The following is a 13,190-nucleotide window of genomic DNA, read 5'->3' on the forward strand; positions in this document are numbered from 1 at the left end:
CCGATCGCCGGGCGGCGCCTCCTCGTCTGTGCAGACCCTCAGGCGAGAGCGCCGAACGCGGACATCACGGCCAGCGCGGTGCCCGCCACGACCGCGGAGAGGATCGCGCCGAGCCCCAGCGGGCGCCACCCGGCTCGGAGCACGGCTCGGATGTCGGTCGAGAGGCCCACACCCGCGAGCGCGGCCGCGATGAGGAACCCGCTCGCCTGCGAGACCGCGTCCTGCATCCCGGCCGGGATCCATCCGGCCGACCGGGCGAGCGCGAGGAGCGCGAACCCGATGAGGAACCACGGCACGAGCGTCGCCGCGCGGCTCGGGGTCAGCGGGCTCCCTCCCCCGCCCCGTCGGCTCTCGCCGATCGAGAGCGCGATGCTCAGCGGGATGATCGCGAGGGTGCGGACGAGCTTGACGGCGACCGCCACGGCGAGTGCGCCTCCGCCGAACACCCCCGCCGCCGCGATGACCGAGCTCGTGTCGTTCACGGCGGTGCCCGCGAGCACCCCGAACGCGTGCGCGTCGAGCCCCAGCGCGTGCCCGAGCACGGGGAACACGACGACCGCGAGGAGGTTGAAGAGGAAGATCGTCGACATCGCGTAGGCGATCTCGGCGCTCGAGGCGCCGATCACGGGGGCGATCGCGGCGATGGCGGACGCGCCGCAGATCCCGGTGCCCGCGCCGACGAGGGTCCGCAGCCGCCGCCCCACGCCGAGCACCCGGCCGACGACCACCGTCGCGAGCGCGCACGCCGCGAGCGTGGCGGCCATGACGGGAAGCGCCTCGGCACCGGCCGCGACGACGCTCTGGATCGGGAGGCCCGCGCCGAGGAGCACGATGGCGACCCGCAGGCCCGGGCCGCTCGCCCACGCCATCCCGGGGTGCAGCGCAGGCCCCGGAGCGCGGAGCACCGCGCAGCCGACGCCGAGGGCGATCGCAGGCGCCGCGCTGCCGACCGCGGGGGCTGCGCGGCCGATCACGAGGGAGACGAGGGCGATCGCGCCGCAGGCCGCGAGGCCGGGGGCCGCCCGCATCGTGCGGTGCAGAAGGAGCTGGGGCATGCTCCCACGGTCGCCGGAGCACGGGGCGCGCGGTATCCGGCTGGCGTGCGTGGGGGTACAGGGCCAGACTGTAGGGACCATGCGACACGTGCCCTCGATCGACGCCCTCGAGCTCCTGAGCGCCGTCGCGCACCACGGCTCGATCTCGGCCGCGGCCCGCGAGACCGGCTGCACGCAGCAGTCCGCGTCGGCGCGCATCCGCTCGCTCGAGCGCACGCTCGGCCTCGAGCTCGTGACGCGCTCCCCGCACGGCGTGGCACTCACCGCGAGCGGACGCCGGGTGCTGACCTGGACCGACGACCTGCTCGCGGCCGCTGAGCGGTTCCGCGCGGGCGTCGAGCGGCTGCGCGGGGAGAGCACGCGCGCGCTCGTCGTCGCCGCGAGTCAGACGGTCGCCGCGCACATGCTGCCCGCGTGGCTCCTCGCGCTGCGCGCCGCGCAGCTCGAGGACGGGAGGGAGCCGACCTCGGTTCGCCTCGTGACGGCGAACAGCGACGAGACGGCCGAGCTCGTGCGCACGGGCAAGGCGGACCTCGGGTTCGTCGAGAGTCCGGACATCCCGGACGACCTGTCGAGCTCGACGGTCGCGGACGATGTGCTCGTCCTCGTCACGGCGCCCTCGCACCCGTGGACCGACCACGGGAGCGTGTCGCTCGACGACGTCGCCGACACCGCGCTCATCGCGCGCGAGGACGGCAGCGGCACGCGGAGGGCGTGGGAGTCCGCGGTCCGCAAGCGGCTCGGACGCACGCCGGTCGCGCCGGCCATGGTCCTGTCCACCTCGGCGGCGATCCGGTCTGCGGTCGCCGAGGGCATCGCCCCCGCCGTTCTGAGCGACCTCGTCGTGGCGGACGATGTGCGCCTGGCGCGTCTGCGGCGGATCGCGATCGCCGGGCCCGCCATCTCGCGCCCGATCACGGCGCTCTGGCGCGGCACACCGCGCGACCTCGCACCGACGAGCCGCGACCTGCTCGAAGCCGCGGTTCGGCGCGGCATCCCGACCTGAGTCACCGGGCGAGCGCAGAGCTCCGCAGGTGCCCGACGACCCGCCCGGCCGGCGTCGGGCCGACGGCGATGGGCCGCCCCGGGCTCTGCACCCACCGGCTCCACGAGCCCGAGAAGACCCGCGCCTCGATCCCCGCTGTCGCGAGGGCGAGGGCACTGTGGGCGGATGCGACGCCCGACGCGCAGTACAGCCCGATCTCGCGGCCCGGTCGAGCCCCGATCCGCGCGAAGGCCGTGAGGATCTCGGCCGGCGTGCGCAGCGTGCCGTCCGGTCGGATGTGCGTCACGGCGGGGAGGCTGACGGCGCCCGGGATGTGGCCGGCCGTCGGATCGGCTCCCGCATGCGCACCGCGATATCGCTCAGGGGACCGCACATCGACGAGCACGCCGCGGCTCGGCAGGGTCGCCGCCTCGTCGATCGGCAGCTCCCCGGGATCGACGTCGCGCAACGTGGCGTCACCGCGGGGCGGAGCGACGTCGCCCGTGTCGAGGAGGTGTCCGGCGGCGATCCAGGCGCGCAGACCTCCGTCGAGGACGCGGACCTCGAGCCCGGTGCGCCGAAGCAGCCACCACGCCCGCGCGGCGGCGACCGAGTCGTTGTCGTCGTAGACGACCACGAGGTCGCCGCGGCGCACGCCCCATCGGATGGCCGCGCGCTCGAGATCGCGGTGGGCCGGACGCGGATGCCGGCCCTCCTCCGGATGCCCGCGACGGGCGAGCTCGGTCTCGAGGTCGACGTACACCGCGCCGGGGAGATGACCCGAGAGGTAGGCGGGTCGGCCCTCCGGGAGGTCGAGCCGCCAGCGGACGTCGAGAAGGCTCACGCGTGCGCCGCCGGAGAGCCTTTCGTGCAGGTCGGCAGCGGAGATGAGAGGCGACATGAGGCCATCCTCACCCCGCGCACGGCATTCCCGATCATTCCGATAGGGAATATGACGTCGTGCGTCGTCGGCCCGGGGCGCTACACGCCCGCGGCCACCGGGGACGACGTGGCGAGAGCCGCGCGCACCGACGGCAGCCCCCGACGCACCGTGAGCTCGAGCCGGTCGTGCAGAGCCGCCGAGGCGATGCGACCGTCCGTGAAGTCGGTGTCCCGCGCGTAGACCGCGAGCGGGAGCGTGAGGGACTGGAAGAACGCGAAGAGCGGGCGGAACTGATGCTCGAGCGCGAGGGCATGCCGATCGCTCCCGCCGGTCGCGGCGAGCTGCACGGGCGTGTCGACGAGGGCGTACTGGTCGACGAAGTCGAACACGTGCTTGAACAGCCCCGTGAACGAGGCGCGGTAGACGGGGCTCGCGACGACGAGGAGGGACGCGCTCTCGATGCGGCGCAGGGCCTCTTCCGCGCGCACCGACAGCTCATCGCGGCGCAGCGCGCCGCTGAACTCGCGACCGAGTTCGCTGAGCTCGATCACGTCGGTCGTGACGAGATGCTCGTCGCCGAGGGCGTCGGCATACGCGGTGAGGATGTCGCGCGCGAGAACGCTCGTGCGCGAGGGCGACTGGAGGCTGCCGGAGACGGCGACGAGGGAGACGGTGACCATGCGAGCACGCTACGAGCGCATCCGCGTCGTCGGGGCCGAGCGCGTAGCCGGGCGACGAACTCGGTAACACGACGTCACCGGCGCACGTCGCGGCTCAGTCCCCTGCGGCGCGATCCGCGTGCCCGAGCGACTTGCCCGGCGCGATGAGGTCGCGCACGCGCCGCTTCAGGTCGGCGATCTCCGGGAAGCCGCCGTCGCGCTTCCGGTTCCACACGTCCACCTCGCCGACATCGATCCGGAACACGCCGCCCGTCGCCGGCACGAGCGCGACCTCGCCGATCTCGTCCTCGAACGACTGGAGGAGCTCACCCGCGTACCACTGGGCGCGCAGCAGCCAGCGGCACTGGGTGCAGTAGGTGATGACGATGCGAGGGGAGGCCATGCACCCACGGTATCGACTCGTCGGAGGAGGCTACGGCGTCGCGGCGCCCCCGTGCACGTGCGCGCGCTGCCCATGACGGCCGACGAGGCTCAGGTACTCGACGGCTCCCGCGCTCGTCGCGCCGAACCAGTGCGGGGTGCGCGTGTCGAACTCCACCGCCTCGCCCGCGTGGAGAAGGAGGTCCTGGTCGCCGAGGACGAGCCGGAGCGTCCCGTTGAGGACGTACGCCCAGTCGTGCCCCTCATGCGAGCGGAGATCGGGAGCCCGGTCGTCCCGGTCGGCCGGCAGCACGAACTTGAACGCCTGCACCCCACCGGGGCGCCGGGTGAGCGGGATGATGACCGAGCCGTCGCCGCAGGAGATCGGGCGCAGGTCCACCCGGGGGTCGGCCGTGCGCGGGGCGTCGACGAGGGAGTCGATCGTGACGCCGTAGTACCGGGCGAGGGGCAGGAGCTGCTCGAGGGTGGGCCGGCGCAGACCGGCCTCGAGCCGCGACAGCGTGCTGACGGAGATCCCGGTCGCCTCCGCGAGCGCCGTGAGCGTGATGTCGCGCCGCAGCCGAAGGTGCTTGAGCCTCGGCCCGACCGCGTCGAGAGTCTGGTCCGCTGATGGTCGCATGGCGCCATTTTGCCATTCGGCAAGAATATTTGCCACCGTGAGCTCCGGGATGGGACGCTCTTCCCGCACCCCGCGCACGGTCGGGGAGAAGGAGATGAGCATGCACGACTTCGACAAGGCCTTCTGGGAGGATCACTGGTCCGCCCACGGCCCTTCGGATCCCGGGCTCGACGCACCCCACCCGTACCTGGACAGGGAGATCGGCGGCCTCGCGCCCGGCACGGCGCTCGACGCAGGGTGCGGGACCGGGGCCGAGGCGGTGTGGCTCGCCGAACGAGGATGGCAGGTCACCGGCGTCGACCTCTCCGCGAACGCACTGGCAGCGGCCGCGCGTCGCGCCGCCGCTGCGGGGGTCGCGGACCGGATCGACTGGGTCGAGGCGGACATCGCACGATGGCGACCGAGGCGGACGTGGAGCCTCGTCCTGACGAGCTACGCGCACGCCGACATCGGCCAGCTCGACCTCTTCAGGCTCCTCGCGTCACAGGTCGCACCGGGCGGCACGCTCCTCGTCGTCGCCCACGCGCCTTCGCCCGCCCACGGGCATGGCACCGTCCCGCATCCCGCGCACGCGACCGCCTCGCCCGGCGACATCGCGTCGCTGCTGACCGCGCCCGAATGGCAGGTCGACAGCCGGTACACGTCGTCCCGGGCGCTGACGATCGGCACCCACCGGCAGCATCTCCGCGACGTCGTCGTGCGCGCTCATCGTGTCCACTGAACCGGAAAGGCCCGCTCCATGACCTCGACCTCCCCCGTCCGCGTCCATCCGCCATCCCTCGTCGTCGACGATCCGCGGCGACGACGCGCGATCCTCTGGGCTGTCGGCATCGCGCTCATGGCCGTCGTCGCGTCCGTCTCCGGGCTCAACGTCGCGCAGCCGCAGCTCGCGAGCGCGTTCGCCGCGTCGCAGGGCGACGTGCTCTGGATCATCAACACCTACACGCTCACGCTCGCTGCCCTCCTGCTTCCTCTCGGCGCCGCAGGAGACCGACTGGGACGACGCCGCGTGCTCCTGCTCGGGCTCGCCCTCTTCGGGCTCGCCAACATCGCCGGCGCCGTCGCGCCCGTGCTCGAGGCGATGCTCGCCGCGCGGCTCCTGGCGGGGCTCGGCGCCGCGATGATCATGCCGGTGACGCTCGCGGTCATCACGGCCACCTTCCCCGAGGGCGAGCGCTCGCGCGCGATCGGCATCTGGAGCGCGGTCGCGGCGAGCGGCGGCCTCCTCGGCATGTACCTCTCGGCCCTCCTCGTCGACCTCGCCTCGTGGCGATGGCTCTTCGCGCTGCCCATCGCGCTGACGATCGCGGCGCTCCTCGTCGCCATCCGAGCGGTGCCGGACTCGCGCGAGGTCGCGAGCGGCCGTTTCGACCTCGTCGGCGCCGTGACCTCGGTCGTCGCCGCCGTGGGATTCACGTTCGCGCTGCACGAGGCTCCGACGCACGGCTGGACCGATCCGGTCGTGCTCATCGCACTCGCGGCGGCCGCGCTCGCCGCCGTCGCGTTCGCGGTGTGGGAGCTCCGCGCGGACGACCCCCTGCTCGACCTGCGGTTCTTCCGCCGGCGCGGCCTCTCCTCCGGGTCCGCGATCCTCCTCGTGCTGTTCGGCGTGCAGGGCGGCGTCTCGCTGATGCTCTATCCGTTCCTCCAGGTCGCGCTCGGGTGGAGCGGCCTCCTCGCCACGCTCGGCCTGATGCCGCTGGCGCTCATGATGATGCTCGCGTCCGGCCTCGCTCCGCGGTTCGCTGCGCGCGTCGGCACACGGACTGCGATGGTCGCGGGCCTCGGGATGTCGGCGGCGGGTCTCGCGCTCATGGCGGGCCTCGTGTCCGCGGACGGAGGCTACCTCAGCGTTCTGCCGGGCCTCGTCGTCCTGGGCGTCGGCGCAGGGCTCGCGATGACCCCGTCGACCGAGGCGATCACCTCGTCGCTTCCCGAGGAGCGTCAGGGAGTCGCATCGGCCGTCAACGACCTCGCACGCGAGCTCGGCGCGGCCCTCGGCATCGCCCTGCTCGGCGGGCTCCTCGTCGCCGGCTACCGCGACGCGATCTCGGTGCGGCTGGACGGCGTCCCGGCGGAGTGGGCCGGCGCCGCGAGCGAGGGCATCGCGACCGCCGCCGCGATCGCGACGGAGGCCGGTCCCCATGCGGCGCAGATCCTCGATGCCGCCCGCGTCGCGTTCGTCGTGGGCTGGCAGCAGACGATGTGGGCGGGCGCCGCGGTCCTGGGCGCGGTCGCCATCGCCATCCTCGTGCGCGGACCGGTATCCGCTGTCGACCGCTCGCCGTCCGCGGACGCGAGCTGAGCCGGGACCTCGCCTCACAACGCGAGAGCGCCCCGTCTTCCGACGGGGCGCTCTCGCTCTTCTGGTGGACCTGAGGGGACTCGAACCCCTGACCCCCTGCATGCCATGCAGGTGCGCTACCAGCTGCGCCACAGGCCCAGACGCTGTCCGGTAGAAGCCCCGGACAACTCCTTTAGCTTACATGACGGTTTCCGCGCGGTGAAATCCGCTCAGTCCGCCGGGCGCGTCGCGGGGAGGTCGATCGGCACCACGGGGCAGTCCTTCCAGAGGCGCTCGAGCGCATAGAACGACCGCTCCTCCTGGTGGAAGATGTGCGCCACGAGGTCGCCGAAGTCGAGGAGCACCCAGCGCGCCTCCGAGCGGCCCTCGCGGCGCAGGCACTTGTGGCCCGCCTCGAGGAGCTTGTCCTCGATCTCGTCGGCGATGGCCGCGACGTTGCGCTCGCTGCGCCCCGTCGCCAGGAGGAAGATGTCCACGAGCGGAAGGGGCTGCGAGACGTCGAGCGCGACGAGATCCTCGGCGCCCTTGGAATCCGCCGCGGCGGCGGCGATCTGCAGCATGTCGATGGACGACTGTGTTGCCATCAGCCGAATACTCCTGTCGCGTAGGCGATGACGACGGCCGCGACGACGGCGATGCCGAGGCCTCCTGCGGTGATGCCGAGCGTCAAGATGAGCTTGTGGTTCTTCTCGGGTGCGGGAGGGCGGATGACCTCTCCCGGGCTCTTCGAGGTCGACACCGCGTCGCTCGCGGCGATCGGCGTCGGGGACGAGGAGAGCGGGATCTCGCCGTCGATGAGCACCGCGTCGACCTCGCGGCCGTCGGTCGTGCCCTTCGCGGCACCGCTCGAGCCGAAGCCCTCGGGGAGCTTGTGCGAGCTCGTGATGAGCAGCTCGCCGGTCGCCGTGATCGGCGCGCTGAGCGCCGCGGTCGCCGGGATCTCATCGAGGACGAGGGTGCTCGGGGCCGAGCTGGAGCCGCTCGTCTCCTGCGGCTGAGTGAGGAGCTCGTCGAACGACGCCGGCGAGTGCGTGATCGCCTCGACCTCGACGCCCTCTCCGAAGTCCGGACGGAGCGTGGCCTGCTGCTCCCCCGCGTCCTCCGCGGTCGGCGCCTCGGACGACGCGCGCGGGGTCGGCGACGCGGCAGGGGCCTCATCCTCGACGGGCGCTTCCTCGACGGGCGCTTCCGGAGTCTGCTCCACGAGCTCGACGTCGACCGTGGCGGGCGCCGCCGTCTGCGGCACCTCGTCGGTGACGATGGTGGCCTCGATCGTCTCCGGCTCGGCCTGCGTCTCCGGCTCGGCCTGCTCGGCGTTCACCGTGGGGGTCGCGTTGGTGCGCAGACGCTCCTGCTCGCGCAGCTGACGGCGCGTCAGGACCGGGTGAGCGGGAGCGGGCGACGGGGCGCTCTCCCCCTCGGACGATGTCCGGTCGTCGGGCGTCGCCGACGCAGTGGGCTCAGCGTCCACGAGCTCAGCGGGCTCGTCCACGGGCTCAGCGGACTCGGGGTCCGCGGTCTGCGCCTCCTCGCGCTCCTCTTCGGCGACGGCCGGCACGACCTCGAGCTCCTCGACCTCGTCGGTCGCCTCGCCGTCGTCCGACGCGGGGGCGGGGTTCTCGTCGGACGGCTCGTCGATCGCGGGCGCTGCCGCTTCCTCCTCGACGGCTCTCGCGTCGCGGTCGGCCGCGATGTCGTCCCCGGTGAGGATCGGCGTCTGTCCGGTCTGGCGCAGCTCACGCAGCTGACGTCGTGTGAGGGGACGACCGTCTGATGTGCTCATGACTTGCTCCGATACAGATGATGCTTCGCGATGTACTGCACCACGCCATCCGGCACGAGGTACCAGACGGGAAGATCGCGTCTCACGCGGTCCCGGCAATCGGTGGAGGAGATCGCCAGTGCGGGGATCTCCAGGCGACTCACGCCGTCGTCGGGCAGTCCATCCGTGCTGAGCACGTGACCGGGACGCGAGACGGCGACGAAGTGGGCGAGCTCCCACAGCTCATGATGGTCCCGCCAGCTGAGAATCTGCGCCACGGCGTCGGCGCCGGAGATGAAGAACAGCTCGGCGTCGGGGCGCTCGGCCTTCAGGTCGCGCAGCGTGTCGACCGTGTAGGTGAGCCCTCCGCGGTCGATGTCGACGCGGCTGACCGTGAAGCGCGGGTTCGACGCGGTCGCGATGACCGTCATCTCGTACCGCGCCTGCGCGGGCGACACCTTCTCCTTCTGCCACGGCTGCCCCGTCGGCACGAAGACGACCTCGTCGAGGTCGAACGACGTCGCGACCTCGCTCGCGGCGACGAGGTGACCGTGGTGGATGGGATCGAACGTCCCGCCCATCACCCCGATCCGAGGAGCACGCGTCGTGGTCGTCACCTTCCGAGGCCTAGTGGCCGTGCCCTGCTTCGCCGTCGACGTGCTCGCTCGCGTCGGCGTGGCGGTTGGCGACGTTGCGGTACGACGCGGCCACGAGCGCGAGGACGCCGAAGATCCCGAAGGCGACGAGTCCGAAGGGCAGGGTCTCCAGGGCGACGTTGCCGTGCTCGGATTCTGCGGCGAGGGTCGCGATCGCGGTGGCGAAGTGCATAGATGTTCCGTTCTACGGTCGGGCGGACCCTTCCAGCTTACCGTCAGCCCCGCACCTGGCCGGAGCCACGCCCGACCCACTTGGTGCTGGTCAGCTCGGGAAGGCCCATCGGCCCCCGCGCGTGCAGCTTCTGCGTCGAGATGCCGACCTCGGCGCCGAACCCGAACTCGCCGCCGTCCGTGAAGCGCGTCGACGCGTTCGCGAAGACGGCCGCCGAGTCGACCTCGTCGAGGAAGCGCTCGGCATTGCGCACGTCGGCCGTGACGATCGACTCCGTGTGGCCCGTGCTGTACCGGCGGATGTGCGCGATCGCGTCGTCGAGCGTGTCGACCACGCGCATCGCGATGTCGAGGCTCAGGTACTCGGTCTCCCAGTCCTCCTCCGTCGCGGGGACGATGCCGGAAGCGAGCGCCGCGACAGCCTCGTCGCCGTGGACGGTCACGCCCTCCGCCTGCAGCGCCGCGACGACCGAGGGGATGAGCCGGTCGGCCGCCTCGCGGACGACGAGCACGGTCTCCGCCGCGTTGCACACGCTCGGGCGCTGCACCTTGGCGTTCACGACGATGTCGCGGGCCCAGTCCTCCGGGGCCGACGCATCGAGCACGACGTGCACGTTGCCCGCGCCGGTCTCGATCACCGGCACGATCGACTCCGTGACGACCGTCTCGATGAGACCTGCGCTCCCCCGCGGGACGAGGACGTCGACCAGCCCGCGGCCGCGCATGAGGGCGCGCGCGCCGTCGCGCCCGAAGTCGTCGACCGTCTGCACCGCGTCGCCCACGACGCCCTGTGCCTCGAGAGCGCGGCGCATCACGTCGACGAGGACCGTGTTCGACGACCGGGCGGCGCTACCGCCGCGCAGGACGACGGCGTTCCCCGACTGCAGCGCGAGCGCCGCGATGTCGACGGTGACGTTGGGGCGCGCCTCGTAGATCACGCCGACGACGCCGAACGGCACACGGCGCTGCTCGAGCAGCACCCCGTTGTACATCCGCTGCCCCCGGACGAGCTCGCCCACGGGGTCGGGCAGCGCGGCGACCTGGCGCACGGCGGCCGCGAGCGCGTCGATGCGCGCCTCGTCGAGGCGCAGGCGGTCCAGGAGCGATGCGCCGATCTGCTGCTCCTCGCCGCGGCGCAGATCCTCGGCGTTCGCGGCGATGATCTCGGCGCGGTGCGCGATGAGCGCATCGGCGATCGCATGCAGCGCGGCCTTCTTCTCGTCGCTCGTCAGACGCGCCACCGCGCGCGACGCCTCCTTGGCGCGCCGCAGGCGGTCCTCGGGGACCTCGACCGCGGTGTGCTCGGGGGCGATGAGTGCGTCTGTCGTCATCCGCCCATTCTAGCGAGCGGGCCGGTCGCGACGGCCCCTCCGTCGGACGGCGCGAACCACGTGCCGACGGGCGCGCCCGCGAGGGCGTCGACGACCTGGTCAGCGCTCGTGACGAGCACGCCGATGCCGGCGCTCGAGGCGAGACGCGCGGCCGAGGCCTTGGTCGCCGCTCCCCCGGTGCCGACGCTGTTGACGACCTTCGAGCCGAAGGCGTACGACGACAGATCGTCGTCCGGCTCGATGACGTGGATCGGCTCGGCCCCCGGCTCCCCCGGCGGGCGCGTGTACAGCGCCGTGATGTCGCTCAGGAGAACGAGCGCGTCGGCTCCGACGAGACGCGCGACGAGGGCGGCCAGGCGGTCGTTGTCCCCGAACCGGATCTCGTGCGTGGCGACCGTGTCGTTCTCGTTGATGATCGGGAGGATGCGCAGTCCGAGCAGGCGCTCGATCGCGCGGCGCGCGTTGCTGCGGTGCGTCGGGTCCTCCATGTCGTGGGCGGTGAGCAGCACCTGCCCCGCCATGATGTCGAAGGGCCGCAGCGCCTCGAGGTAGCGGTACACGAGGACGTTCTGGCCGACGGCGGCGGCGGCCTGCTGCGTCGCGAGGTCGTGCGGGCGGGACTCCAGGTCGAGGAACGGCATCCCCGTCGCGATCGCCCCGGACGAGACGAGGAGCACCTCGGCGCCGCGCGCGTGCGCGGCTGCGAGGGCCTCGACGAGAACCGGGATCCGCCACGCGGCCTCGCCGCTGATCGACGACGAGCCGACCTTCACGACGATGCGACCCGCGGTCGCCAGCTCGCTCCTGTGCCGCACCGTCATTCGGCGTCGTCCTCCTCGTCGTCGCGACGCGCCCGGCGGCGCTCCTCCTCCATCGCCCGCTCGAGCGTGCGGGCATCCTGACGGGCGTAGTACTGCTCGCGGCGCTCGGCCGTCGTGCGCCGGCGGTTCGGGTCCAGGCGCGGGTCCAGCCCGCGCGGCGCCTGGATGAGCTCCGCCGCCGACGCGATCGACGGCTCCCAGTCGAACACGATGCCGGCGTCGCCGCCGATCACCACCGTGGAGCCGGGCACGGCGCCGAGCCGGAACAGCTCGTCCTCGACGCCGAGCTTCTCGAGGCGGTCGGCGAGGAAGCCCACGGCCTCCTCGTTCTGGAAGTCGGTCTGCTGCACCCAGCGCAGGGGCTTCTCGCCGAGCACGTGGTACACGTTCCCGTACGTTCCGCCCTCGACGCGCACCGTGAACTCCTTCTCGGAGCCCTTGGGGCGGATGACGACCCGTTCCCGCGGAGGCTCGACCGGCGCGGCCTTCCGGTGCTCGTCGATGATCTCGCCGAGGGCGAAGGTCAGCTCGCGGAGCCCGCGCCGCGCGACCGTCGAGATCTCGAACACGCGATAGCCGAGCGCCTCGAGGTCGGGCCGCACGAACTCGGCGAGCTCATGCGCGTCGGGCACGTCGACCTTGTTGAGCACGACGATCTGCGGGCGCTCGAGGAGCGGCACCTGGCCGTCCGCCACCGGATAGTTCGCGAGCTCCTGGCGGATGGTCTCGAGGTCGGTGATCGGGTCGCGTCCGGGCTCGAGCGTGGCGCAGTCGAGCACGTGGACGAGCGCGGTGCACCGCTCGACGTGGCGGAGGAACTCCAGGCCGAGCCCGCGCCCCTCGCTCGCACCCTCGATGAGACCGGGCACGTCGGCGACCGTGTAGCGGATGTCGCCGGCCTGGACGACGCCGAGATTCGGGTGCAGCGTCGTGAAGGGGTAGTCGGCGATCTTGGGCCGCGCGGCGGAGATCGCCGCGATGAGGCTCGACTTGCCCGCCGACGGGAACCCGACGAGCGCGACGTCGGCGACGGTCTTCAGCTCGAGGACGACGTCGCCCTCCCAGCCGGGGGTGCCGAGGAGCGCGAACCCCGGCGCCTTCCGCTTGGGCGACGCGAGCGCCGCGTTGCCCAGCCCGCCGCGGCCGCCGGGGGCCGCGATGAAGCGCATCCCCGGCTCGATGAGATCGACGAGCACCTCGCCGTCGGGCGACTTCACGACCGTGCCGACCGGAACCGGCAGCTCGAGGTCCTCGCCCTGCGCGCCCGATCGGTGGTCGCCCATCCCGAAGCCGCCGTTGCCCGCCGAGCGATGCGGCGAGTGGTGGTAGCTCAGGAGGGTGGTCGTCTGCGGATCAGCGACGAGCACGATGTCGCCGCCGTCTCCGCCGTTGCCGCCGTCGGGGCCGCCGAGCGGCTTGAACTTCTCACGGTGCACCGAGACGCAGCCGTTGCCGCCCTTGCCTGCGCGCAGGTGCAGCGTCACCTCGTCGACGAACGTGACCATGTCGGTTCCTGACCTCTCGCGGGAGCGTCCCGGACG

At 72.8% G+C, this 13,190-nt stretch carries 15 protein-coding genes and 1 tRNA gene; 3 read left to right on the forward strand and 13 right to left on the reverse strand.

Features of this window, described 5'->3' with window-relative positions:
• Positions 1-38: 38 nt before the first annotated feature.
• Entirely contained in the window at positions 39-1,055 is a 1,017-nt protein-coding gene (locus M1D56_RS08845; RefSeq protein WP_456283289.1) for a YeiH family protein, read from the reverse strand.
• An 88-nt stretch (positions 1,056-1,143) separates the two neighbouring features.
• Between M1D56_RS08845 and M1D56_RS08850 the strand changes: the two genes are divergently transcribed.
• On the forward strand, positions 1,144-2,061 hold the full coding sequence (locus tag M1D56_RS08850; protein ID WP_324014687.1) for a LysR family transcriptional regulator: 918 nt from the start codon (positions 1,144-1,146) through the stop codon (positions 2,059-2,061).
• Position 2,062: 1 nt separating this feature from the next.
• Here the strand turns inward: M1D56_RS08850 and M1D56_RS08855 are convergent, their stop codons facing one another.
• The 4 genes from M1D56_RS08855 to M1D56_RS08870 form a co-directional block, all read right to left on the reverse strand.
• A complete protein-coding gene (locus M1D56_RS08855; protein WP_282977869.1) occupies positions 2,063-2,941 on the reverse strand; it encodes a sulfurtransferase in 879 nt (292 codons plus the stop codon).
• 80 nt (positions 2,942-3,021) lie between these two features.
• Positions 3,022-3,603 carry an FMN reductase gene (msuE, locus tag M1D56_RS08860; RefSeq protein ID WP_456283291.1) on the reverse strand — a complete coding sequence of 194 codons (582 nt, stop codon included), beginning with the start codon at positions 3,601-3,603 and terminating at the stop codon, positions 3,022-3,024.
• Positions 3,604-3,697: 94 nt separating this feature from the next.
• Positions 3,698-3,985: a SelT/SelW/SelH family protein gene (locus tag M1D56_RS08865; RefSeq protein ID WP_456283293.1), complete on the reverse strand. Its 288-nt coding sequence runs from the start codon at positions 3,983-3,985 to the stop codon at positions 3,698-3,700.
• A gap of 30 nt (positions 3,986-4,015) precedes the next feature.
• Positions 4,016-4,603: a helix-turn-helix domain-containing protein gene (locus M1D56_RS08870; RefSeq protein WP_271171995.1), complete on the reverse strand. Its 588-nt coding sequence runs from the start codon at positions 4,601-4,603 to the stop codon at positions 4,016-4,018.
• A 100-nt stretch (positions 4,604-4,703) separates the two neighbouring features.
• Between M1D56_RS08870 and M1D56_RS08875 the strand changes: the two genes are divergently transcribed.
• Together M1D56_RS08875 and M1D56_RS08880 are read left to right on the forward strand one after the other, a co-directional pair.
• Positions 4,704-5,324, forward strand: coding sequence for a class I SAM-dependent methyltransferase (locus M1D56_RS08875; RefSeq protein ID WP_456283294.1), 621 nt, complete (start codon positions 4,704-4,706; stop codon positions 5,322-5,324).
• A gap of 18 nt (positions 5,325-5,342) precedes the next feature.
• Positions 5,343-6,908 carry an MFS transporter gene (locus tag M1D56_RS08880; protein WP_456283295.1) on the forward strand — a complete coding sequence of 522 codons (1,566 nt, stop codon included), beginning with the start codon at positions 5,343-5,345 and terminating at the stop codon, positions 6,906-6,908.
• 62 nt (positions 6,909-6,970) lie between these two features.
• Here the strand turns inward: M1D56_RS08880 and M1D56_RS08885 are convergent.
• From M1D56_RS08885 to obgE, 8 genes are all read right to left on the reverse strand, one after another.
• Positions 6,971-7,046: transfer RNA gene (locus M1D56_RS08885), tRNA-Ala, on the reverse strand.
• Between the two features lie 71 nt (positions 7,047-7,117).
• Complete coding sequence (rsfS, locus tag M1D56_RS08890) at positions 7,118-7,492, reverse strand: ribosome silencing factor (RefSeq protein WP_374727730.1); 375 nt, start codon at positions 7,490-7,492, stop codon at positions 7,118-7,120.
• A complete protein-coding gene (locus tag M1D56_RS08895; RefSeq protein WP_456283297.1) occupies positions 7,492-8,691 on the reverse strand; it encodes a hypothetical protein in 1,200 nt (399 codons plus the stop codon). The genes rsfS and M1D56_RS08895 overlap by 1 nt, the downstream gene beginning before the upstream one ends.
• Positions 8,688-9,251: a nicotinate-nucleotide adenylyltransferase gene (nadD, locus tag M1D56_RS08900; RefSeq protein ID WP_456285221.1), complete on the reverse strand. Its 564-nt coding sequence runs from the start codon at positions 9,249-9,251 to the stop codon at positions 8,688-8,690. The genes M1D56_RS08895 and nadD overlap by 4 nt, the downstream gene beginning before the upstream one ends.
• 46 nt (positions 9,252-9,297) lie before the next feature.
• A complete protein-coding gene (locus tag M1D56_RS08905; protein ID WP_271172000.1) occupies positions 9,298-9,498 on the reverse strand; it encodes a hypothetical protein in 201 nt (66 codons plus the stop codon).
• Positions 9,499-9,541: 43 nt separating this feature from the next.
• Entirely contained in the window at positions 9,542-10,828 is a 1,287-nt protein-coding gene (locus tag M1D56_RS08910) for a glutamate-5-semialdehyde dehydrogenase (RefSeq protein WP_271172001.1), read from the reverse strand.
• Complete coding sequence (proB, locus tag M1D56_RS08915; protein ID WP_456283298.1) at positions 10,825-11,649, reverse strand: glutamate 5-kinase; 825 nt, start codon at positions 11,647-11,649, stop codon at positions 10,825-10,827. Before proB ends, M1D56_RS08910 begins: the two co-directional genes overlap by 4 nt.
• Positions 11,646-13,154 carry a GTPase ObgE gene (gene obgE, locus M1D56_RS08920; protein WP_456283300.1) on the reverse strand — a complete coding sequence of 503 codons (1,509 nt, stop codon included), beginning with the start codon at positions 13,152-13,154 and terminating at the stop codon, positions 11,646-11,648. Before obgE ends, proB begins: the two co-directional genes overlap by 4 nt.
• Positions 13,155-13,190: the final 36 nt, after the last annotated feature.

Source organism: Microbacterium sp. JZ101, from assembly GCF_053903175.1.

What these genes read in the sequence shown, in the direction of transcription:
- proB (WP_456283298.1), bottom strand. Translation starts at nt 11,649, where the DNA reads ATGACGGTGCGGCACAGGAGCGAGCTGGCGACCGCGGGTCGCATCGTC.
- M1D56_RS08855 (WP_282977869.1), bottom strand. Translation starts at nt 2,941, where the DNA reads ATGTCGCCTCTCATCTCCGCTGCCGACCTGCACGAAAGGCTCTCCGGC.
- M1D56_RS08910 (WP_271172001.1), bottom strand. Translation starts at nt 10,828, where the DNA reads ATGACGACAGACGCACTCATCGCCCCCGAGCACACCGCGGTCGAGGTC.
- msuE (WP_456283291.1), bottom strand. Translation starts at nt 3,603, where the DNA reads ATGGTCACCGTCTCCCTCGTCGCCGTCTCCGGCAGCCTCCAGTCGCCC.
- M1D56_RS08865 (WP_456283293.1), bottom strand. Translation starts at nt 3,985, where the DNA reads ATGGCCTCCCCTCGCATCGTCATCACCTACTGCACCCAGTGCCGCTGG.
- obgE (WP_456283300.1), bottom strand. Translation starts at nt 13,154, where the DNA reads ATGGTCACGTTCGTCGACGAGGTGACGCTGCACCTGCGCGCAGGCAAG.
- M1D56_RS08870 (WP_271171995.1), bottom strand. Translation starts at nt 4,603, where the DNA reads ATGCGACCATCAGCGGACCAGACTCTCGACGCGGTCGGGCCGAGGCTC.
- M1D56_RS08845 (WP_456283289.1), bottom strand. Translation starts at nt 1,055, where the DNA reads ATGCCCCAGCTCCTTCTGCACCGCACGATGCGGGCGGCCCCCGGCCTC.
- M1D56_RS08895 (WP_456283297.1), bottom strand. Translation starts at nt 8,691, where the DNA reads ATGAGCACATCAGACGGTCGTCCCCTCACACGACGTCAGCTGCGTGAG.
- nadD (WP_456285221.1), bottom strand. Translation starts at nt 9,251, where the DNA reads ATGGGCGGGACGTTCGATCCCATCCACCACGGTCACCTCGTCGCCGCG.
- rsfS (WP_374727730.1), bottom strand. Translation starts at nt 7,492, where the DNA reads ATGGCAACACAGTCGTCCATCGACATGCTGCAGATCGCCGCCGCCGCG.
- M1D56_RS08905 (WP_271172000.1), bottom strand. Translation starts at nt 9,498, where the DNA reads ATGCACTTCGCCACCGCGATCGCGACCCTCGCCGCAGAATCCGAGCAC.
- M1D56_RS08875 (WP_456283294.1), top strand. Translation starts at nt 4,704, where the DNA reads ATGCACGACTTCGACAAGGCCTTCTGGGAGGATCACTGGTCCGCCCAC.
- M1D56_RS08880 (WP_456283295.1), top strand. Translation starts at nt 5,343, where the DNA reads ATGACCTCGACCTCCCCCGTCCGCGTCCATCCGCCATCCCTCGTCGTC.